The 20,136-nt window shown below is 70.3% G+C and carries 21 protein-coding genes; 6 read left to right on the forward strand and 15 right to left on the reverse strand.

Features of this window, described 5'->3' with window-relative positions; translation table 11 throughout:
• Positions 1–93 precede the first annotated feature (93 nt).
• Entirely contained in the window at positions 94–564 is a 471-nt protein-coding gene (locus tag VH969_RS08235; RefSeq protein ID WP_331972903.1) for an SRPBCC family protein, read from the forward strand.
• Here the strand turns inward: VH969_RS08235 and VH969_RS08240 are convergent.
• Positions 524–1,333: a DUF817 domain-containing protein gene (locus tag VH969_RS08240; RefSeq protein ID WP_331972905.1), complete on the reverse strand. Its 810-nt coding sequence runs from the start codon at positions 1,331–1,333 to the stop codon at positions 524–526. The two genes, VH969_RS08235 and VH969_RS08240, sit on opposite strands and share 41 nt — an antisense overlap.
• A gap of 61 nt (positions 1,334–1,394) precedes the next feature.
• Complete coding sequence (locus tag VH969_RS08245) at positions 1,395–2,591, reverse strand: hypothetical protein (protein WP_331972907.1); 1,197 nt, start codon at positions 2,589–2,591, stop codon at positions 1,395–1,397.
• A gap of 148 nt (positions 2,592–2,739) precedes the next feature.
• On the opposite strand from VH969_RS08245, the gene VH969_RS08250 reads away from it, so the two are divergent.
• Entirely contained in the window at positions 2,740–3,156 is a 417-nt protein-coding gene (locus VH969_RS08250) for a nuclear transport factor 2 family protein (protein ID WP_331972909.1), read from the forward strand.
• Here the strand turns inward: VH969_RS08250 and VH969_RS08255 are convergent.
• From VH969_RS08255 to VH969_RS08280, 7 genes are all read right to left on the reverse strand, one after another.
• Positions 3,125–4,363: a LuxR C-terminal-related transcriptional regulator gene (locus tag VH969_RS08255; protein ID WP_331972911.1), complete on the reverse strand. Its 1,239-nt coding sequence runs from the start codon at positions 4,361–4,363 to the stop codon at positions 3,125–3,127. The genes VH969_RS08250 and VH969_RS08255 overlap by 32 nt on opposite strands.
• Before the next feature lie 171 nt (positions 4,364–4,534).
• Positions 4,535–6,703, reverse strand: coding sequence for a peroxidase family protein (locus VH969_RS08260; protein WP_331972913.1), 2,169 nt, complete (start codon positions 6,701–6,703; stop codon positions 4,535–4,537).
• A 376-nt stretch (positions 6,704–7,079) separates the two neighbouring features.
• Complete coding sequence (locus VH969_RS34480) at positions 7,080–7,157, reverse strand: 50S ribosomal protein bL37 (protein WP_414638440.1); 78 nt, start codon at positions 7,155–7,157, stop codon at positions 7,080–7,082.
• Between the two features lie 44 nt (positions 7,158–7,201).
• Positions 7,202–7,876 carry an AMIN-like domain-containing (lipo)protein gene (locus tag VH969_RS08265; RefSeq protein WP_331972915.1) on the reverse strand — a complete coding sequence of 225 codons (675 nt, stop codon included), beginning with the start codon at positions 7,874–7,876 and terminating at the stop codon, positions 7,202–7,204.
• A gap of 80 nt (positions 7,877–7,956) precedes the next feature.
• The gene (locus VH969_RS08270; RefSeq protein ID WP_331972917.1) at positions 7,957–10,347 is read right to left on the reverse strand and encodes an ATP-binding cassette domain-containing protein; all 2,391 of its coding nucleotides are present in this window, start codon (positions 10,345–10,347) and stop codon (positions 7,957–7,959) included.
• Positions 10,348–10,385: 38 nt separating this feature from the next.
• Positions 10,386–10,796, reverse strand: coding sequence for a VOC family protein (locus VH969_RS08275; protein WP_331972919.1), 411 nt, complete (start codon positions 10,794–10,796; stop codon positions 10,386–10,388).
• A 10-nt stretch (positions 10,797–10,806) separates the two neighbouring features.
• On the reverse strand, positions 10,807–11,250 hold the full coding sequence (locus VH969_RS08280) for a helix-turn-helix transcriptional regulator (protein ID WP_331972921.1): 444 nt from the start codon (positions 11,248–11,250) through the stop codon (positions 10,807–10,809).
• Positions 11,251–11,298: 48 nt separating this feature from the next.
• Between VH969_RS08280 and VH969_RS08285 the strand changes: the two genes are divergently transcribed.
• The gene (locus VH969_RS08285; protein WP_331972923.1) at positions 11,299–12,129 is read left to right on the forward strand and encodes a class I SAM-dependent methyltransferase; all 831 of its coding nucleotides are present in this window, start codon (positions 11,299–11,301) and stop codon (positions 12,127–12,129) included.
• A 34-nt stretch (positions 12,130–12,163) separates the two neighbouring features.
• Here VH969_RS08285 and VH969_RS08290 read toward each other — a convergent pair whose 3' ends face one another.
• Together VH969_RS08290 and VH969_RS08295 are read right to left on the reverse strand one after the other, a co-directional pair.
• Positions 12,164–13,504: an MFS transporter gene (locus tag VH969_RS08290; protein WP_331972925.1), complete on the reverse strand. Its 1,341-nt coding sequence runs from the start codon at positions 13,502–13,504 to the stop codon at positions 12,164–12,166.
• 82 nt (positions 13,505–13,586) lie between these two features.
• Complete coding sequence (locus VH969_RS08295; protein ID WP_331972927.1) at positions 13,587–14,564, reverse strand: Gfo/Idh/MocA family protein; 978 nt, start codon at positions 14,562–14,564, stop codon at positions 13,587–13,589.
• 81 nt (positions 14,565–14,645) lie between these two features.
• Between VH969_RS08295 and VH969_RS08300 the strand changes: the two genes are divergently transcribed.
• Positions 14,646–16,007 carry a PQQ-dependent sugar dehydrogenase gene (locus tag VH969_RS08300; protein WP_331972929.1) on the forward strand — a complete coding sequence of 454 codons (1,362 nt, stop codon included), beginning with the start codon at positions 14,646–14,648 and terminating at the stop codon, positions 16,005–16,007.
• Positions 16,008–16,011: 4 nt separating this feature from the next.
• Here the strand turns inward: VH969_RS08300 and crcB (VH969_RS08305) are convergent, their stop codons facing one another.
• From crcB (VH969_RS08305) to VH969_RS08320, 4 genes are all read right to left on the reverse strand, one after another.
• On the reverse strand, positions 16,012–16,380 hold the full coding sequence (crcB, locus tag VH969_RS08305; protein ID WP_331972931.1) for a fluoride efflux transporter CrcB: 369 nt from the start codon (positions 16,378–16,380) through the stop codon (positions 16,012–16,014).
• Positions 16,377–16,694: a putative PII-like signaling protein gene (locus tag VH969_RS08310; protein WP_331972969.1), complete on the reverse strand. Its 318-nt coding sequence runs from the start codon at positions 16,692–16,694 to the stop codon at positions 16,377–16,379. Before VH969_RS08310 ends, crcB (VH969_RS08305) begins: the two co-directional genes overlap by 4 nt.
• Positions 16,694–17,161 carry a fluoride efflux transporter CrcB gene (gene crcB / locus VH969_RS08315; protein WP_331972933.1) on the reverse strand — a complete coding sequence of 156 codons (468 nt, stop codon included), beginning with the start codon at positions 17,159–17,161 and terminating at the stop codon, positions 16,694–16,696. Before crcB (VH969_RS08315) ends, VH969_RS08310 begins: the two co-directional genes overlap by 1 nt.
• A gap of 112 nt (positions 17,162–17,273) precedes the next feature.
• On the reverse strand, positions 17,274–17,639 hold the full coding sequence (locus VH969_RS08320) for a putative PII-like signaling protein (protein WP_331972935.1): 366 nt from the start codon (positions 17,637–17,639) through the stop codon (positions 17,274–17,276).
• 252 nt (positions 17,640–17,891) lie between these two features.
• Between VH969_RS08320 and VH969_RS08325 the strand changes: the two genes are divergently transcribed.
• Complete coding sequence (locus tag VH969_RS08325) at positions 17,892–18,206, forward strand: DUF3040 domain-containing protein (RefSeq protein ID WP_331972937.1); 315 nt, start codon at positions 17,892–17,894, stop codon at positions 18,204–18,206.
• Between the two features lie 335 nt (positions 18,207–18,541).
• The gene (locus tag VH969_RS08330) at positions 18,542–20,125 is read left to right on the forward strand and encodes a serine/threonine-protein kinase (protein ID WP_331972939.1); all 1,584 of its coding nucleotides are present in this window, start codon (positions 18,542–18,544) and stop codon (positions 20,123–20,125) included.
• Positions 20,126–20,136 lie beyond the last annotated feature (11 nt).

Consider the following 20,136-nt stretch of genomic DNA (forward strand, 5'->3'; position numbering starts at 1 on the left):
CGGCCGGCGGGGAAGTCCGCACGTTCGGATGTCCGGCAGCCGGTCGGCGGCACATAGCCTGCAGAAAAGGTCTCCGTTCCGCAGGGAGTGCTCGTGGCAGGCAAGCCGACCTACAAGCTGTACAGCTCGACCGTGCTCGACGCCGACCCGGACAGCGTCTGGGACGAGGTTCGCGACGTCATGAAGGTCGTGAAGATCGTTTTCGAGGGTGTCGTGTCGAGCGTGGACTGGACCGAGGGCGGCTCGCTCGACCGGGTGCCGTCGCGGTACGACTTCACCCTGCTGCCCAACGACGACCTCGTCCGGCAGGAGGTCGCCGGCCGAAACGAGGTCGAGCGTTCCCTCACCTACCGGACCGTCGCGCCGGCGCTCTGCATCGCCCACTACGTCGCCACCTACCGCGTCCGCGAGGTGAGCAACGACCCCACCCGGAGCTACCTGGAGTGGTCACGGGAGGTCGAGACCGTCGAGGGCGCCGACCCCGAGGCCGTCGACGCGGTCCTCGGCATGATGGAGAACCAGATCAACCTGCTGCGGGACCACTTCGCGCGGCCGGAGAACTGACCGGCACCTCCCACAGCCGGCCTGCTCGCGAGCGGAACGCCGCGACCAGCACGAACGTGACGCTCACGAGCATGGCCCACGCACCGGCCTTCGCCGGATCCACGAGTCGCCAGGCCTCGAGCTGGTGCGGGTAGCGCCACGCGCCGAACAGCGTGGCGATGTTCTCCGCGACCCACAGGAAGAACCCGATCAGCGCGAACGACAGCGCGAGCGGCATCCGGTAGCGGACCCCGCCGACCGTGAAGTGCACCGTGGCGCCCCAGGTCACGGCGACAAGCAGGCCGGCGAGCGGCCAGCGCAGGTCGGGCAGCCAATGGTGGGTGATCAGGTTGACGTACACGGCGCCGGCGACCACGGCGGTGGGCACGGCCAGGTAGCCCGAGACGCGCAGGTCGAACAACCGCCAGGCCGCCACGATGTAGCTGCCGACCGCCGCGTAGAGGAACCCGCTGTAGAGCGGGACGCCGAGCACCTTGGTGAACGCGTCCTCGGGGTAGCTCCACGACCCGAGCGGCACCTTGACGAGCTCGAAGGCCAGCCCGACGAGGTGAAACCCCGCGATCACCAGGACGTCCCGGGTGCTCTCCCAGCCGACGAGCCGGAACACCGCGGTGACCAGCACGCAGTAGACCAGCAGCGCGTCGTAGCGGGGGATCGGCAGCGGCACGAGCTTCGAGACCGCGAGCCCACCGAACACGGCGACGGCGAACGCGCAGCTGCGCGCCTCGAGCCAACCGAACCGCAGCAGCTGCGCGACGAGGAACCTCATGTCCGGTGGACGCGCCCGAGCGGTACCGGTTGCTCGGGCACGCCGCCGTGCGACCTCGGGCTCAGCCGTCGTAGCTGGCCTGGTTCACCGCGAAGACGTTGCGGTTGCCGGCGCCTTCCTGCAGTGTCCACAGTAGATCCGGGTTGGTGGCGTCCTCCCAGTAGGAGATGCTCTCGCCGCTGCTCACCCACGAGTAGGTGGCCGAACCGGTGGCCGGCGTCCAGTAGTACAGCGTCTTGCCGCCGGACGAGTTGTACCACCAGCGGCCGTTGTGGGAGGCCACGCCGTTGAGCTTGTACCACGGCAACTGCAGCGCCTGGCTCGCGGTGGTGGACGCGGCGAACGTCGTCGCGCCGGCGGCGAACGGGTAGCGGATCGCCCGCGGTGCGCGGTTGGGGTAGCTGGTGCAACCGGACTGGCAGGTGTACTCGACCATCACGATCGACTTGCTGACGCGGTCGAGCGAGATCGACGACCACGCGAGGTTCGTGCCCGACGTGGTGTGCGACGTGATCGTGCCGATCTGGGGGAGTACGTAGGCGTAGTTGTGCGCGTAGTACGTCCCGTTGGGCTGGCGGCCGATCTGGTCGGCGGTGCCCCCCGTGTTCGTCTTGAGGATCTTCCGCATGTCGAACACGCGCATCCCGTGCCCGGTGTCGGCGACGTAGAGGTAGTCGCCGTACCAGGAGACGCCGCCGGCGTGGATCGGGATGTCGGCGAAGTTCGGCGTCGTGGCGCTGCCGGTCGGCTGGACGAGCAGCACCTTGCGGTACTTGTTGGGATACGTCGCGTCCCAGTCGACCAGCGTGATCCGGCTGCGCTGCTGCGCACCGTCGCAGGCGTCCTTGGTGTACCAGCTGACGAGCACGAGCTGGTGCCCGTCGTAGTTGCCGCTGTTCGCCGTGCCGACCGCGTCGCGGCTGGTCGTGATGCCCTGCGGGTAGTTCTTGCAGTCGGAGTTGTCCGGGCCGTCGAACCGGAACCCGCCGGACAGGCCCGGCAGGGTGAACGACGACGGCAGCGCCGTGCGGTCGTGGTTGGCGTTGTCCATCACCGTGTGCACCGGCGCGACGCCCAGCGTCGACACCAGCGCGCTGTTGATCGCGTCGAACTGGTGGTAGTCCGCGCTGAGCGTGTACTGGCCCACCGGCAGGTTGGTCGGCCCGGCCGCGGCCGTGGCCGGCCCGGAAACCGCGAACAACCCAGCCCCGACCAGAGCGACACCGGCGACCAGCGCTACCCGACGACGTACTGACATGACTCCCCCCGAATGTCGACCCCTTGGGGCGCCCACGTTATTGCCCGGGAACCGGTGATGGCAAGCAATTCACCAACAGCAGACGGGATGGGACACCTGCCGGTGAAGTGGTGTGGTGCCAAGCAGAGCGCGCTGCCATAGTCCGGTCGTGGCAGAGGCGGACGAGCAGACAGCGGCGGAACAGGTCGCGGCGGAACAGATCGCCGAGGCGATGGCGGCCGAACGGGAGTCGTTGACCAACGAGTGCCGGGCCGATCCCGCCCGTCTCGCGCGCTTGCTCGCGCCCGACTTCCACGAGTTCGGCACCTCCGGTGGCGAGTTCGAGTACGAGGGCCTGGCCGCCCTCGTCGCGTCGTGGACGGATCCCGCCGGCGAACCGATCGTGGTGGAGCGGCACCGCGGCTGGCTGATCGCGGACGGCGTGGTGATGCTGAAGTACACCTCCGCGCAGCACGGCCGGCGCTCGAACCGCACGTCGCTGTGGCGGCGCGTCGCGCCCGGGCGCTGGCAGATCTTCTACCACCAGGGCACGCCTACGGGATCGCCCCGGAACGGTCCGGCATGAGGCCGAGAGCGTGCGCCGCGGCCAGCGCTCCGGGCCGGTTTCGCGCGCCCAGCTTGCGGAACAACCGCGCCTGCGTGTTCTCGACGGTCTTCTCCGCGATGCCGAGCACCTGAGCGGTACGCCGGACGGTGTGACCGTCGGCGATGGAGCGCAGGATGTCGCTCTCCCGCGAGGTGAGCACGAGCGGGCGCACGGTCGGCGCGGCCGTCACGCGCAGGGACTCCAGCAGTGCGCCACCGGCCCCACCGTCGAGGGCCACGAAACCGTGGGCACTCAGCCACAGTGCGGCCACCAGATCGCTCGCCACCTCGTCGACCAGGACGACCGCGACCGCGCCGCGCAGCAACGCTTCCAGCACCTCGGCCCGCCGCGGGGCGGCGCTAAGCACGAGCACGATCGGGCGCACGGCCTCGCCGGTCGCGTCGTCGGGCCAGTCCGTGCCGATCGGGTCGACCAGCAACAGCAGCGGGGCGCCAGCCCGCACCTGGATGCTCGCGGCCCGAAGCACGGCGGCGACCCGCGACCGGGCGTCGTCGTCGGCGCCCCGCAGCTCGACACGGATGTCGTCGGCGTCCCACAGAGCCACCGCCCGGCGCAGGGCCCGTGGCTGCGGGTGCGGCCGGTTGACGATGCCCAGCGCCACCGCCCTGGCCACCGCCTGCGCCTGGCTGTCCACGCCGAGCTTGCGGTAGATCCGGTGTTTGGCGTTCGCGACGCGGGACTCGCTGACCTTCAGGTGCTTCGCGATCTGGGCGACGGTGTGTCCCGCGGCCAGCAGGTCGATGATCCGTTCCTCGACGTCGGTCAGCCGGGTACCGAGCGTCCGCCGGTGCCCGCGTCTCTCGCGCCCGCACTGTCGCAGCACGGCGAGCAGCGCGTCGAGGCCGCGTGAAGAAGGAACCAGAGTGTCCACGCCGAGCCGTTCGATCGCGCAGAGGTCGGGCGGGCCGAGCTGGTCGTACAGCACCACGAGCCGGACCAGACCGAGGCAGGCGCGCAGCTGCGCGATCGTGCGCTCCGGATCGGCACCCAGCCCGCCATCGAAGTGCGCCACCGCCACATCCGGCTCGCGCAGCGCGCAGAGCGTCCACAGGTCCGCGACATCGGTGACCGCGCCCACGACCGCGTACTCCGGCCGGGCGGCCAGGTCGGCGGTGAACAGGTCGGCGAACAGACGCCGTTCGGACCACAGCGCAATCCGGATCATGCTCCATCACCGCCGCCACGACGTGCAGGAGTTTTTGTACTCAAAATCGTAGATCCGGCAAGATCATCTGGTCAATCGGCCTAGTGGTGGGAAGTTCTCGCCTGACCGTCGGAACCGATGTTGCGACGCCGCCCCCGGAACCGTGCCGGGAGCGACGCCGCGGTGATTCGGTCATGCGGCCGGCGGCGCCATTCGGTGCCTGCGGGCCAGGTATCGGCCACCGTGGCCCGTGGTGATCGCCTCCGGTATCTGTTGGGTGGTCCCACTCCCGGGCTTTCTGCCGTCGTGGCGGGTCAGGTCCGACGGCGACGCCTTCGCCGCGGCGCCGACCGCGGCCCGTGCACGCGCGGACGTCACCGTCGCGCTCGCCTTGCCGGCGCCGACGTTGGGTGCGCCGGGCAGCCGGAACACGTTGGCCGGCAAGTCACTCGACGGGATGTCGGTGTTGTCGGCGATGACCTGGGCGAGGGTCCGGCGCGAGTCGATGCCGAACGTGGTGCGGATGTAGCTCTGCAGCGGGTCGTTGCGGTAGAAGAACCGGTCGCCGTCGCGCGCCGCGCCGAACTGGTCGCGCCAGATCGCGAGCTGCAGCTCGCCCAGCTCCGAGCCCGTGACGTGCTTCTCGGCCATCATGCCCGTAAAGGCGTCCAAAGAGGACACCGAGCCGTAGATCGCCTTCAGCTTCGCCGCCACGGTGCAGCGGCGCACCACGCGGGTCGCGTCCTCGTTCGCCACGTCGGTCGGGTTACCGTTGATGTCGAATGCGGCGAGGATGTCCAGGCAGTTCGGGTCGTTGATCTCGTTGCCCGGGGTGAGGAGCGGGTCGGCCGGGAACGCGTCGGTCGACTCGCCGGTGATTGCCGTGAACGACGACTTCGACGGCAGGCCGTAGGCATTGCGCATCTGGTTGTACGTCGGCATGCCGTGGTCGCGGCCGCGCTGCAGGTCGATCGCCCCGAGGTCGACGACGCCGTCGAAGCACTCCGGCAGGCCCGGTCCGTCCAGGCAGTCCGGGTTGCCGGACACGGGAACCCGGAACAGGATGCTGCGCAGCTGGTTGTCGATCATCTCGTCGTTGCGGTAGTCCGACTCGCCGGACAGCCCGGTCATGATCGGTCCGAGCTGGATCTGCTCCACCAGGTCCGGGTTGAAGAACAGCACGTTGTCCGGCACCGCGAGGCTGACGTCCGCGCCGTCGACCTCGACCTCGACGCCCTGTGCCTCGAGGGCGTCCAGCGTCGCCTGCGAGTAGCGGCTGGCGTTGGTCTCGGTCTCGATCTCGCCGTGGATGAAGCTGTGCGCGCGGTAGCCGACGGTGGCGAACTCGTGCGCGACCGACGGGTTCAGACCGGGGTCGTAGCCCTGGTAGGCGGGGAGCGAGACACCCAGCGCGGGAAGGAACTCGTTGTAGGTGATGTGCTGGATCTCCGCGATCACCACGGCACGCGCGAGCTGGAAGCGGTCCTGTGCGGAGAGGTTCGCCGGCAGTGCGGCGACGATCCGGTTGTGCTCGCGGGCGAACAACGTCTGTACCGCGGTGAGCGCGGCCTGCTCGTTGGCCCGCACGTCACCGGCGATGGTGGCCCGGCCGGGGTTGGCGAGCAGGCGGCCGTCCACCTGCATGAACGGTGCCGCCGCGGGATTGCCGCGGGCGTCCGCGCGCGGCAGGTAGTTGTTCGGCATCAGCATCGTGGCGGCGTTGTTGTCCGGGTTGCCGTCGACCGCCCCGTCGCGCAACCAGTCCAGGCGGGTGTCGGACGGCCCGTACACGGCTTCGGCGTCGATGAAGGAGTTCTCGGTGTTGATGTGCTGGCGGGCGTTGGTGACGCCGGTGCCGGGTGCGGCCGCGGTGCGGTTGAACGGGATGACACCCAGGGTGTTGGTGAACGACTCCATCGGGTCGGCGGCGTTGAACGGGAGGTTCGCCGCGGTGCCGGCGTCGTCGCGAAGGCCGACGTTGTGGTCGATGAACTGTCCCCAGACATTGCCCCACTGGGTGACGCCGCGCTCGGAGAACACGTTGGCGTTCTCGTCGTTGAATATCCGGTTGGACACCGACCTCGGGTCCGGACCGGAGACCATCTGGCTGCGTCCGTCGGCGTAGCGGGCCGAACCGATTCGCAGGTACCGGGTGTTGACGCTGCCGGCCGTCGGCGCGAACGGATTGTTGTTGACACCGCTGAGGCTCTGCACCTCCCACGCACCGAGGATCGGCGCGTCCGACACGCCACCGTCGTCGGCCGCCGCCGGCGTGGCGACGGCCACCGGCACGACGGCAGTGACCCCGGCGATGACGGCCGTGCGGAATCGTCCAGGTCTTTTCCTGCGCGCGGTGTGCATTTCTTCTCCTGTCCTGAATGACCGATTCAACAGCGGTCGGACACGCGTTTCAGCGCCCATTCGGACCGCGCAAGGCAGGGGAAATCGCGGCCCGAATAGCGAGATGCCGCCTCTCCAGGGCGGAATGACTTTTCGCAACAGGGAACTGAAAGTATTGCCCTCGGGGCAATACTGAACCTGGTTCACAATCCGGTCAATGGCCGGTAAGAAACCGTTTCCCTTGGGGGTTACGCCGGTCGGCGGCCATGCGCACTACACCTGCGCGGCCCGCGGACCGGGGGAAGTCGCGCCAACGCGTCGATCTTCTCATGCGCGGCGCCGTAGCCCAGGAGCTACGGCGCCATGCGTCTCATCCGATCAGCGAGTGCGAGCCGGGTCAGTTGCCGTTCGGGCGCTTGCCGTGGTTGGCGCCCTTCTTGCGGCGGGTGGCTCGCTTGCTCGTCTTCTTGGACATCGTCGTCCTCCCGGTGCGTCGGCGTGCCGGTCAGCGTACGCGCATCACGACTGGTCGTGCGCTATGTCGATGACGAGCTTCCGGATCTGGCTCGCCTTGTCGAACTGGGTCGACACCCGGAACGGCAGCTTCGCGCTGACGCCGACGGCCAGCGTCGACTGGCCCTCGAAGAAGCCGGCGAACCGCACCGCGCGCAGGCTGTCCCAGCCCGCGAGCTGGTCCTCCGTGTAGAGGAAGTCACCCGTGTTCGCGAACATCCGGCCCGGCTGGTGCCCGGAGCTGTCCAGTCCCTGCGGCGGCGCGTGCACCACGACCTGCAACGCGGCCTTGCCGGCGACCGGTATCGGCTTGCCCGAGCCGTCGACGGTCACCACCGGGACGTACCGCACGGCGTAGCCGACCTCCGCCGCGCCGTTGACGTCCAGCACCAGCCGGTCGTAGCAGTCGTGCCGGCCCGCCCGGGCCAGGTAGAGCGCGTCGGTGGAGAACGGTGCCGCGGTCTCTCCCTCGGTGTTCCAGCCGTCGGTCTCGGAGCACTCGGCGGCCTCCGAGGTCGTCGGGTCGGCCGGTGGCGGGTCGGCCGGTGTGCCGCGCGCCGTCGGCGAAGAACTGCTTCTCGCCGTGGTGACCGTCGATCCGGATGACTCCGGGTCGGACGCGCACGCGGCAACCGACATCGTGGCCGCGAAAACGGCCAGCAGAGCGATCATCTTTCTCATCGAAACCTCCTCGTCCGGTTCCTTCGGTTTGAGACAGGACGCCGGACGAGGAGGGTCGGTTGCGTTGCGAACTGTTCGCCTCAGGCCCCGACGTAGGCCGCGAGGTGCTCGCCCGTGAGGGTGGCGCGGCCGGCGACGAGGTCGGCCGGAGTGCCCTCGAAGACGATCCGGCCTCCGTCGTGACCAGCGCCGGGGCCGAGGTCGATGAGCCAGTCGGCGTGCGCCATGACGGCCTGGTGGTGCTCGATGACGATCACCGACTTGCCCGAGTCGACGATCCGGTCGAGCAGGCCGAGCAGTTGCTCGACGTCGGCCAGGTGCAGGCCGATGGTCGGCTCGTCGAGGACGTAGACGTCGCCCTTCTCCGCCATCTGCGCGGCCAGCTTCAGCCGCTGCCGCTCGCCGCCGGACAGCGTGGTGAGCGGCTGGCCGAGGCTGAGGTAGCCGAGCCCCACGTCGGCGAGCCGGTCGAGGATCCTGTGCGCGGCCGGCGTGCGGGCCTCGCCGGCGCCGAAGAACTCCTCCGCCTCCGTCACCGACATCGCGAGCACCTCGCTGATGTTCTTGCCGCCCAGCGTGTACTCCAGCACCGCCGCCTGGAACCGCTTGCCCTCGCACTCCTCGCACGTGGACTCGACGGTCGCCATCACGCCGAGCTCGGTGTAGATGACGCCGGCGCCGTTGCACGTGGGGCAGGCGCCCTCGGAGTTGGAGCTGAACAGTGCCGGCTTCACGCCGTTGGCCTTGGCGAACGCCTTGCGGATCGGTTCGAGCACCCCGGTGTAGGTGGCCGGGTTGCTCCGTCGCGAACCGCGGATCGCGCTCTGGTCGATCACCACGACGCCGTCACGGCCGGCGACCGAGCCGTTGATGAGCGAGCTCTTGCCGGAACCGGCGACCCCGGTCAGCACCACGAGCGCGCCGAGCGGGATGTCGACGTCGACGTCGCGCAGGTTGTGGGTGTCGGCACCACGCACCTCCAGCATCCCCGACGGCGTCCGCACCGAGGACTTGAGCGCGGCGCGGTCGTCGAGGTGCTTGCCGGTGATCGTGCCGCTGCTCCGCAGCCCGTCGACGGTGCCCTCGAACATCACCTCGCCACCGGCCGGGCCGGCGCCGGGGCCGAGGTCGACGACGTGGTCGGCGATCGCGATCATCTCGGGCTTGTGCTCCACCACGAGCACGGTGTTGCCCTTGTCCCGCAGCCGGCGCAGCAGGCCGTTCATCCGCTCGATGTCGTGCGGGTGCAGGCCGATCGAGGGCTCGTCGAAGACGTAGGTGACGTCGGTGAGGGACGAGCCGAGGTGGCGGATCATCTTGGTGCGCTGGGCTTCCCCGCCGGACAGGGTGCCCGCGGGCCGGTCGAGCGACAGGTAGCCCAGCCCGATGTCGGCGAACGAGTCGAGGAGGTGCTGGAGCCCGGCGAGCAGCGGCGCCACGGACGGCTCCTTGAGGTTGCGCACCCACTCGGCCAGGTCGCTGATCTGCATCGTGCAGAGGTCGGCGATGTTCTTGCCCTTGATCTTGGACGACCGCGCCGACTCGGACAGGCGGGTGCCGTCGCAGTCGGGACAGGTCTGGAACGTGATCGCCCGCTCGACGAAGGCGCGGACGTGCGGCTGCAGCGAGTCGACGTCCTTGGAGAGCATCGACTTCTGGATCTTGGGGATGAGGCCCTCGTACGTGAGGTTGATCCCCTCGACCTTGATCTTGGTGGGCTCCTTGTGCAGGAGGTCGTGCATCTCGCGCTTGTTGTACCGGCGGATCGGCTTGTCCATGTCGAAGAAGCCGGAACCGCTGAAGATGCGGCCGTACCAGCCGTCCATCGAGTATCCGGGGATCTTGAGCGCGCCCTCGCTGAGCGACTTGCTGTCGTCGTAGAGCGCCGACAGGTCGAAGTCGCTCACCGAGCCCATGCCCTCGCAGCGCGCGCACATGCCGCCGAGGTAGACGCGCTTGCGCACGATGGTCTTCTCGGCCGTGGCCTTGTCGGTCGTCATGATCCCGCTCGCCGTGCGGGTCGGGATGTTGAACGAGAAGGCCTGGGGCGAGCCGATGTGCGGCTTGCCGATGCGGCTGAACAGGATGCGCAGCATCGCGTTCGCGTCGGTCGCCGTGCCGACGGTGGACCGGGGATTGGTGCCCATCCGTTCCTGGTCGACGATGATCGCGGTCGTCAGGCCTTCGAGCACGTCGACCTCGGGCCGCGACAGCGTGGGCATGAAGCCCTGCAGGAAGGCACTGTAGGTCTCGTTGATCAGCCGCTGCGACTCCGAGGCGATCGTGTTGAACACCAGCGAGCTCTTGCCCGAGCCGGAGACTCCGGTGAACACCGTCAGCCGGCGCTTCGGGATCTCGACGCTGAGATCCTTGAGGTTGTTCACGCGCGCGCCGTGTACGCGGATCAGATCGTGGCTGTCGGCCTGGTGCGCCTGCGCCGGCTGCGGGTCCGATCTCGTGGCCGTGCTCATCGTGTCTCCATCTGGTGTGTGCGGGGTCGTGGTGGCCGTCAGCGGGTTTCCTGGATGCGGATCAGGTTGCCCGCGGGGTCGCGGACCGCGCAGTCGCGAACGCCGTACGGCTGGTCGATCGGCTCCTGGACGACGTCGGCGTCGCCCGCCTGGAGCTGGGTGAAGGTCTCGTCGAGGTTCTTGGTGGCGAGGTTGATGCCGGCGTAGGTGCCCTTGGCCATCATCTCGGCGATCACGCGGCGCTCGTCGTCGGTGAGGCCGGGGGTGGCGCCCGGCGGGTGCAGGACGATCGACGTGCCGGGCTGGCCGGGCGGGCCGACGGTGATCCAGTGCATCCCGTTGTACTCGACGTCGTTTCGGATCTCGAAGCCGAGCGTGTCGCGGTAGAAGGCCACGGCTGCTTCCGGGTCGTCGTGCGGGAGGTACGCGGAGTGGATGCTGATGTCCATGGCGGCCACGCTAGCTTCGGCTCGTGACCGGCGCTTCTCGATTCCTGATCGGTCGGCTGACCTGTTTCGCCACGCACGGCGGGATGCCCGCCATCTCGCCCGTCGAGTCGCGCCGGTAGGTGCTCGGCGGCACGCCGACCAGCTCGGTGAAGCGGGTGCTGAAGGTGCCGAGCGACGAGCAGCCGACCTCGAAGCAGACCTCGGTGACGCTCATGTCCCCGCGGCGCAGCAGCGCCATCGCGCGCTCGATACGCCGCGTCATGAGGTAGCTGTAGGGCGACTCCCCGTAGGCGCCGCGAAACGCGCGGCTGAGGTGGCCGGCCGACATGTTCACGCCGCGGGCGAGGGCCTCGACGTCCAGCGGCTGGGCGTAGTCCCGGTCGATCCGGTCGCGGACGCGGCGTAGCCGCGCGAGGTCGCGCAGGTGCTGCTCCGCGGCGGATCTGCTGGTCACAGGGCGATGATGCCACAAACCACGGGCCGGCCGGGGTACGCCTGGGACGTGCGCCGGCGTGCTGCCGGCACCGGCACGTTCGCGCGGCGTTGTGCGCAGCTGAGCCGTATCGTGGCCGTCGTGTTCGACTACGACGCCGAGTTGCAGCGCTACCACCCACAGTTCCGGGACGCCTGCCGGATCGGGCCGGACGACGCGGTGCTGGACGTCGGCTGCGGCACCGGTCAGTCCACACTGGACGCCGCACGCGCGGCGGTGCGGGGGAGCGTGCTCGGCGTGGACGTGTCCGAGCGCGCGCTCGCCGCCGCCCGGGCGCGGGCCGAGCGGGCGGGCGTGCACAACGTCACCTTCGCCGCCAGCGACGCGCAGCGGCATCCGTTTCCCGCCAACCACTTCGACGTCGCGATCAGCCGGTTCGGCACCATGTTCTTCGCCGACCCGGTCGCGGCGTTCACGAACATCGCCCGCGCCGTGCGCCCGCGCGGCCGCCTGGTGCTGCTGGTGTGGCAGGCCGTCGAGCACCAGGAGTGGGTCGCCACGATCCTGCGGGGCCTGGACGCCGGTGGGATCCGGCCGGCCGATGCGAGCCCGTTCTCGCTCGCCGATCCGGACACCGTGCGCGGCATCCTCGAGGCGGCCGGCCTCGCGCACGTGCACCTGGCCGACGTGCGGGAGCCGCTCTACTACGGCCCGGACGCCGCGAGCGCCCGCGACGCCGTGCTCGGCCTGCAGATGGCCACCGCCGTGCTCGACGCCCACGCCGAGGCCGACCGGCCACGCGCGCTGGAGCGGCTGCGCACCGCCCTGGCGGCACACGAGACCGGCGACGGCGTGTGGTTCGGCTCCCGGGCCTGGATCGTCACCGCGGACCGGCGCTGACACCAGCGCCGGTCCGTCTCGGGTGGACCACCGCCTACGTTCCCTCGGTCTTGACCCCTTCGGCGGAAGGTGCCCGCTCGGGCAGCGGCGTGTCGGCGGCCGGACGTGGCATGACCACCAGCGCGATCATCGACACGACCGCGCATCCGATGATGTAAAGGCTGATCCACGTGCTCGACCCGGTGCGCTGCAGGATCGCGGTCGCGATGAGCGGCGCGGGTCCGCCCGCCACCACCGAGGCCAGGTGGTAGCCGATGCCGGCGCCGGAGTACCGGACGTTGCCGCCGAACGCCTCGGCGATGAGCGCGGCCTGCGGCCCGTACTGCACGTCGTGGACGATCAGCGACACGACGATGGCGATGAGGACGAGTGCCGCCGTACCGGTATTGAGCAGGCCGAAGTAGGGGAACGCGAACGCGGCGGTCGCGATGATCCCCGCGCCGTAGACGGTCTTGCGGCCTATTCGGTCGGACAGCCAGCCGAACAGCGGGACGCTGACCAACCCGATCGCGGCCGCGATCATGGTATAGGTCAGCAGGTTGTCTTTCTCCAGGCCGACCTTTTCCGTGCCGTAGGTCAGCACGAATGTGACGAACAGGTAGAACGGGGCCTGCTCGGACATCCGCACGAACGCGGCGGAGAGGATCTGCCGGGGGTGGCGGCGGATCGCCTCCCAGACCGGGAGCTTGACCACGGCGTTGGCCTGGCGGATGGCGGTGAACTCGGGGGACTCCAGCACGCGCAACCGCACGTACAGGCCGATCCCCACGAGCACGACGCTCAGCAGGAACGGAACGCGCCAGCCCCAGGAGTCGAAGCCGTCGCCGGAGATGTCGGTCAGCAGCTTGAAGACACCGGTGGACAGCAACAGTCCGATGGGGACACCGAGTTGTGGCCAGCTGGCCATGAAGCCACGGCGCTTGCGGTGGCCCCACTCCATGGAGAGCAGGACCGAGCCGCCCCACTCGCCGCCGACGCCCAGGCCCTGCAGGATCCGCAGCACCACCAGCAGGATCGGGGCGAGCACGCCGATGGTGTTGTAGCCGGGCAGGCAGCCGATCAGGGCGGTCGCGATACCCATGAACAGCAGGGTGGTGATCAGGGTGGCCTTGCGTCCGATCCGGTCACCGAAGTGCCCGAAGATCGCCGCGCCGATCGGCCGGGCGGCGAACCCGACGAACTGCGTGGTGAACGAGGCGAGCACGCCGACGAACGGCTCGGTGCTCGGGAAGAACAGATCGGGGAAGACCAGTGCGGCAGCCGTGCCGTACAGGAAGAAGTCGTACCACTCGATGGATGTGCCGACCGTGCTGGCCGCAACGGCGCGTCGCCGCGCGGTGGGTACAGCCGGTTCGTCTTGCGTCAGAGCAGTCATGCTGCACCTCCGGAAACGTCCAGCATTGCATACTGCATGCAGCGGTTGTCAACGGTGGAACGGCGTACCTGGCGTTTCGTTTTCAGCCGCGTAGCGGAAGACCAGCCGCTTCGTAAATGTGGTCTATCAACGACATGGTGCGGACCGAATCCGCCGGTGGGGTGAGATTGGCTTCCGCGCCGCGAACGGCCGCGGCGAAAGCACGCAATTGGTGCACATAGGTCGCCTCACCGGCGAATCGTTCGCGCCGGCGCCGGCCGTCCACCGCGACCGAGAAACGCGACCAGAACTGCGGTGCGACGAAGTTGTGCACGCTCAGCGTGCCGCGTTCGCCGACCACCTCGGCCCGGATGCGCAACAGGGCCGAGGACCACATCGACGTGCGGACCTCGCCGGCGGCGCCGCCGGGGAAGGAGAACCGCGCGGTCAGCGCCCGGTCGACGCGCCTGTCCCGCCGCAGGGTCAGGGCGGTCGCCGCGGTGACGGCCGGCTCGCCCGGGGCGAGCAGGCGCAGGCAGTGCACGGCGTAGCAGCCGGCGTCCATCAGTGCCCCGCCGGCGAGGCCGAAGTCGTACCGGATGTCGGAGAACCGTGGTAGCGGGAAGCACATCGCCGTGGCCACCCGGCGGATCTCGCCCAGCTCTCCACTGTGGACGATCTCGGCCATTCGCCGGGCGAGTGGGTGGTAGCGGTAGTGGAACGCCTCCATCACGACCAGGCCGGAGCGGTCGGCCGCGGCCGCCACCTGTCGCGCCTGCGCCGCGTTGGCGGTGAACGGCTTCTCGCACAGCACGTGCTTGCCGGCCTCGATCGCGGCCAGCGTCCACTTCGCGTGCAGCCCGTTGGGGAGCGGGACGTAGACCGCGTCCAGCGACGGGTCGGCCAGCAGGTCGGCGTACGAGTCGTGCACCGTCGGCACCCCGTGCTGGCGGGCGAAGGCCGCCGCACGGCCGCGGTCGCGAGCCGCGACCGCGGCGACCTCGACGCCGTCGACGGCACGGGCGGGCCGCAGCAGGGCTGCCGGGGCGATGCGGGCGGCGCCCAGCACACCGATCCTCACCGCGGCACACCTCCCTCGTACACGTGGGTCGCGAGAATAGCCGCCGAGCGTCGCACACCTCGACGGGGAGCTGATCAACGAATGACGGTACGTCGCCGACTCGTCGGTGGGGCCATCGCGGTCGCCGTGCTCGTGTCCGCCTGTTCCGCGAACCCCCCGGCGTCCACCACCGCCCCGGCCGGCGAGTCGTCTTCGGCCGCCGAGCCGGCGGGTCTGGCACCGGTGAAGGTCGAGGTCCCGAAGGGGATGGACGCCGCTCCGCTGAACACGACCCGGCAGGCGCTCGTGCCCCGCGGCTGGAAGATCTCCGTGTACGCGCGGGTCCCGTCGGCCCGGCTCGAGGCCTGGGCGCCGGACGACACGATGCTCGTGTCGGTGCCCAAGGAGGGCTCCGTGGTCCGGCTGGTGCCGGACGGGAAAGGCCGCGCGACGGTGTCCGAGGTGCTGACCGGGCTCAACCAGCCGCACGGCCTCGCGTTCGACGGCTCCGACGTGTACGTCGCGCAGAGCGACCGGGTGGACGTCTACACCTACCGGGACGGCAAGCTGACCGAGCCACGGCCGGTGCTCACCGGACTGCCCGACGCCAAGAGCCCGGAGCTGGGCGGCAAGTACGCGCACGCGTTGAAGAGCGTGGCACTCGGCCAGGACGGCTCGGTGTACGTGTCGGTCGGCTCCACGGGCAACATCTCGGCCGAGGATCTCACCGCGAACCCACCGCGAGCCTCGATCCTGCGCGTGCCGCCCGGCGGCGGAAAGCCGGAGCCGTTCGCCGTGGGCGTCCGCAACGGCACCGGACTCGCCGTGGCCCCCGATGGCGCCGTCTGGACCGCGGTGAACAACCGGGACAACGTCCAGTACCCGTTCGACCGCCCCTACGGCGACGCCTCCGGCTCCGCGCGAGGACAGGTCATCGAGCAGTACGTGCGTGACCACCCGGTCGAGCCCCTCGCGAAGCTCACCGCCGGGCGCAACCTGGGCTGGCCGTACTGCAACCCGGACGCCGACGTGCGGCCCGGCGTGCCGGGCAGCAAGCAGCACCGGTCGGATGTTGCGTTCACCCCCGACGTGGAGACGAACCCCGACCAGAGCAAGCTCGAGTGCAAGACGCTGCCGCCGATCGAGCAGGCGCTCGGCGGGCACTCGGCACCGCTGGGGCTGTCCTTTGTCGACGGTGGGCTGCCAGGCGAGTACGCCTCCGGTGCGCTGCTGGGCGTGCACGGCTCGTGGAACGCCTCGCCGCCCCGCGCGCCCGAGGTCTCCTTCTTCCCGTGGCACGACGGCGAGCTCGGCCCGCAGCAGACGCTCGTCGGCGGGTTCCAGGCGAGCGACGGGTCCCGCTGGGGCCGGCCGGTCGCCGCGGTCGCGGGGCCGGACGGGGCGGTCTACGTCTCCGACGACGAGGCCGGCGCCGTGTACCGGCTCGCCCCACCCGGACGTTGACCGGTCAGCCGACCAGTGCGTGCATGGTCGTGTAGGCGAGGAACGTCGCGCCGAGCCCGGCGATCACGCTGAGCACGACGTTCACGGCGGCGTAGAAGTGCGCCCGCTGCTCGACGAGGCGGAGGGTCTCGAAGCTGAACGTGCTGTAGGTCGTGAGCGCTCCGCAGAAGCCCGTGCCGGCGAGGGTGAACACCGGTTCGGGCAGGGCGTTGGCGGCGCCCGCGAGGCCGCCGAGGACGAGGCAGCCCGCGATGTTCACGCTGACCGTCCCCCACGGGAAGAGGCTGTCATGTCTCGTTTGGACGGCGCGGTCGACGAGGTAGCGCAGGGGCGCGCCGAGGCCGGCACCGAGGAAGACGAGCAGCAGCATCATGGGCGGAGCACCTCGACGTGGTCGAGGAGGACGGTGACGTGGGCCAGGTCGGCGAGCCGGGGGAGGAATGCGCGGATCTTGTCCTCGGTGTCGACGATGACGACCGTGACGGGCAGGTTGTCGGCGGCGTCGAGCAGCCGGTCGGTGTGGACGAACCCGGAGGCGCCATACCCCTCGCAGCCGCGCAGGACGGTGGCGCCGGCCAGGCCGGCGGCGCGGGCCCGGGTCACGATCTCGTGGTGCAGCGGCCGGTGCTGGTGCCGGTCGTCCGAGCCGGTGAGGACGGTGAGGCGCATCCCGGGACTGGACTCCATCACGCCGGCCTCCCGACGAGCGCCCGCGTGAGCCACGTGCCGGCCAGCACCGCGAGCATCGCCGCCACGAGCGTGCCCGCCAGGTAGCCGAAGGCGACACCGATCGTGCCCGGCCGCAGCAGCTCGTGGATCTCGAGCGCGTAGGTGGAGAAGGTGGTGAAGCCGCCGAGGACGCCGACGCCCAGGAACGGGCGGACGAGGCGATGCGCCGCGTACACCTCGGTCACGAGGACCATGAGCACGCCGATGAGCAGGCAGCCCAGCACGTTGATGAGGAACGTGGCCCACGGGAAGCCGTCCGGCGCGGCCGGCAGCAGGCGGGAGATCCCGTAGCGGGCGAGCGTGCCGAGCCCGCCGCCGACGGCGACGACGCCGAGCACCGGTCCGTGGTGGCGCACCGGCCGCCGCGGACCGGCCGGCCGGTCGATGCCGGGGTCGATCTCCTCGACGTTGACCTCGCTTTTCACTGGCTCGCTCCTACTCGTCCTGCGGGCATGGCGTTCCCGGGTGGAGTAGGGACCGTTGGCAGCGAGCGCGCTGCGGTTGTCCGGGCGAACCGAGCGGCGAGCCCCACCGCCGCTACCGCCCGAGGGTAGCCGGTGTGTCCCGCGGATAGCTGATGCGGTCGACCTTGTCGAGAGTGACCAGGCCGCTGATCGCGAGTTCGGCCAGTTCGGGGAGGAAGCGCCGCACGCGGTCCTCGTCGTCGACGATCACGATGAGGACCGGCAGGTCGTCGTTCATCCGGAGCAGGTGCTGGGTGTGGATGACCGAGCTCGCGCCGAAGCCCTCGATGCCGCGGAACACGCTCGCGCCGGCGAGCCCGGCCTGGTGTGCGCGGTGCACGATCTCGATGTACAGCGACCGGTGATGCCAGACGTCGCTCTGCCCGACCACGATCGACAACCGCAACGCCTGCTGAGCCTCGGCCCCGGACACCGTCACCTTCCGATCCTTCCTGCCCGCCGCCACGAAGTGAACGCCAGGCGGAACCGCCGGTCAAGCCGTACGGTGGTGGTCGCGAGACGTGCCGCTGCAGCGCCGACGAGATCGAGCCGGCGACCGGCCGCTAGTCAACCGCTGGGGTGGCGGTAGAAAGCGCAGGCCCGGGCAGCCGGGGTGCGGTTAGCATGCCAGTCAGAAGAAAGTCGTCCGCATCGTCGCGAGTGGACGGTCAGCCTGGGGAGGAGGAACCGGATGCTCAGCCGGCAGGAGCGTGCCGCCCTCGACCGTATCGACCGCATGCTCAGCATGGAGACACCGGACCTGGCGGCGTCGTTCGCCCGGTGGGAGGCGCCGGCGCCACGACCGCGCCGGTGGCCCCTCCTCGCGGCCGTCCCGTTCCTGCTCGCCCTGACGGTCGCCGGGCTCGTGGTCGCGTCGGCGGTGATGTTCTGGCTCGGGGCCCTCGGCCTGGGCACGGTCATCGGGCTGCGCCGGCTGCGCCGCGGGGCGCGGCCCCGGCCGCGCCCCGGACGGGGCGGCGACTGGCGGGACATTCCCGGGTTGTGATCGACTGTCGCTCCACATTGGACTGAACTGCGCGGCCGGAAGTTTCCGGGTCCGCGTTCGTTGACGGCGGTCGAGATCGCGCCTTAGCGTCGCGGATACCACTGGCTTTCCCTCCCAGCGACGGCATTCGGGAGCCGTCAGGTGCATCCCCGGCGCGAGGGGCCGTGTCGCGCCGGGGATGCACATCAGCCGGCGACCTGGGCGGCGGTGGCGACTTCGGCCGCAGCGACGAAGGCGTTTCTGAGGTTCGCCGGATTGGGACAACGGAGTGTCAATTGTCGTAACAGTGGGTTACTTGTTTACCACCACACATGATCGCGCGTAGTTTCCATGTCGTGACGGTGGTCGCCGGGCGTTACCGCTTGCTCACCCGCATCGGTCAAGGCGGGATGGGCGTGGTGTGGCGGGCGCACGATGAGCTGCTGCGCCGCGACATCGCCGTCAAGGAGCTGCACGTCCGGCTCGGCGTCGACAGCGACTTCCACACGAAGCAGGTGCTGCGGGAGGCGCGCGCGGCCGCTCAGCTGCGGCATCCCGGCGTGGTGGCCGTGCACGACGTGGTCGTCGACGACGGCCGGCCGCTCATCCTCATGGAGCTGGTCGGGGGCCGGTCGCTCGCCGACGTGGTTCGCGACCAGGGGCCGCTGCCGGAGCAGCGTGTCGCCGAGATCGGTGCGCGGGTGCTCGAGGCGCTGTCGATGGCGCACGCGCGCGGCGTAGTGCACCGCGACGTCAAACCGGCCAACATCCTGCTCGACGGCGAGCGGGTCGTGCTCACCGACTTCGGGATCGCGGCTATCACGAGCGACACCACAGGCAGCGACACGATGGTCGGCTCGCTCGACTACATGGCGCCGGAGCGGGTCAACGGTCAGCGGGTGACGCCGGCGTCCGACGTGTGGTCCCTCGGTGTCACGCTGTGCGCCGCGCTTCGCGGCGAGTCGCCGTTCCAGCGCTCGGACACCCAGGCCACCCTCGCGGCGGTGCTCACCTACGACCCGGCCCCGATCGCCCGCGCGCCACGGCTGTGGCGCGTCCTCGAGATGATGCTGCGCAAGGACCCGCGGCAACGCCCGACCGCGGCCGCGGCGAGCGCCCTGCTGGCCGCGATCGTCAACGTCCCGCCGGGGCGGTCCGAGCCGCGGAACGGGATCGTCGTCGCCCCGCCGATCAAGCCCGTGGTCCGGCCGCCGGTCGAGCCGCCCGGCCGGTTGCCCGGGAAGGCGGTCGTCGAGCCGGAAACCGCGCACGTGGTGGAGCCGCTCAGGGACTCGACGACCGGAGCACGTGCCCGCGGGGCCCGGATGACACGGCCGCTCGTGGTGTTGCTCGCCGTGCTCGTCCTCATCGCGGCCGGCGGCATCTGGCTGATCATGCGGCCGGGCGACGTGGCGGGGACCGCCACCAGCGCCGCGGCATCGGTCGACGTGCCGTCCGGCTTCACCGCACACCGCGGTGACGGGTTCACCATCGCGATTCCGCGCGGCTGGTTCAAGGACCCGTCCGAGCAGGAGATCTACTGGGTGAGCGACCCGCACAGCCCGCGCCTCGTGCTGGCGCACCTCGAGTGGTGGGACGACGCCCCGCCCGGCGGCGCCTACCGCGAGCTCACCGATCTCGAGAAGGGCGACTTCCTCGACGTCAAGGTCATCCAGGACTACAAGCGGCTGCGGCTGGCCCGCCTGCCCGCGCCGCGCGGCACGACCCGCGCGGAGATGGAGATGACCTACCACGTCGACGAGGACGGCGGGTACAACCTGCACGATCTGAGCCGGGCGTTCGTCACGACCGGCGGGCGGACCTACATCCTCACGATCAGCTCGCAGGGCAACAACCGCGCCGAGACGGAGCGGCTCTGGCGCACCAAGCAGGACGATCTGAAGGCGATTCTCGCCAGTTTCCGCCTCACGTCGCCGTGACGTTCTCTAGG

This window comes from Actinophytocola sp., from assembly GCF_036555685.1.
Classification (GTDB): domain Bacteria; phylum Actinomycetota; class Actinomycetes; order Mycobacteriales; family Pseudonocardiaceae; genus Actinophytocola.